We start from the raw sequence: 792 nt of genomic DNA, 5'->3' as shown, positions 1-792 counted from the left end.
ATAATCAACGTTGGCCTTTACAATACGGGTCTTATTCTTGCTTCCCTTGGGTCTTGCCATAATAATTTCCTCCCATAAAGTGAAATAATTTGATACTTACAAGTATATTTCCAAATAGTCAGAATTGCAATAGGTAACATGAGCCGTTTTCAACTGCCAATGCAAATCTTATTCGGTATGCCCGAAGATCGTCGCAAATGTATTCCTTCAATGGTAACAATCATGGAGATTAGTGTTTATCTGGAGATTACCAAAGGATAAATAGAAGCAGTATTAAAGCTGTTCACCATGCAGATTTTCCAGCGTGGCAAACGGCTTTTTTGCTGCCCCTATATTTACAGGTAGGAGGAATCGAAGAAGTCTTTTAATGTAATTCCTAAACCCTGACAAATTCTTTCAATCGTCTCTACGCTCAACTGACCTCCCCGACGGGCAGTTGTTTGAATCGTGGAATACGATATTCCGCATTTCTTTGCCAACACACACAGATTCATATCACGCTCTTGCATCAAATCCTGAACACGCTTGATCGTATCCACGAAATTCCCTCCCATCTTTTTAGTTCAAAACTTTTCCAACGATCTCGAATCTTTGCTCTGGAGATATAATAATTGGTGAATATTTGGTGTTAAGAGAGACCAAAACCGGTTGATTGTGCACCACGCCATAGCTGTCGGTAAGGAATTCTGCTTGGGTTTTATCCGGGGTATGTTCATCGTATTTTTTCAGATATCCACAGTCATCATATACGAATATCCCGATATCCCCGCATTCAAGTTCTTCGCAGCGCTT

General features: G+C 40.3%; 1 protein-coding gene and 1 pseudogene. Both read right to left on the bottom strand.

Annotated features, from left to right (window positions below):
- Positions 1 to 335 precede the first annotated feature (335 nt).
- Positions 336 to 539: a helix-turn-helix domain-containing protein gene (locus AAAU26_RS00785; RefSeq protein ID WP_223386064.1), complete on the bottom strand. Its 204-nt coding sequence runs from the start codon at positions 537 to 539 to the stop codon at positions 336 to 338.
- Positions 540 to 558: 19 nt separating this feature from the next.
- A pseudogene (locus AAAU26_RS00780) lies at positions 559 to 792 on the bottom strand (XRE family transcriptional regulator); the annotation flags it as partial.

It is taken from the genome of Faecalibacterium longum (assembly GCF_040094125.1).
Taxonomy (GTDB): Bacteria; Bacillota; Clostridia; order Oscillospirales; family Ruminococcaceae; genus Faecalibacterium; species Faecalibacterium longum.
The sequence above is the reverse complement of the archived record's forward strand: the minus strand, read 5'-3'. Positions and strand labels throughout refer to the sequence as shown.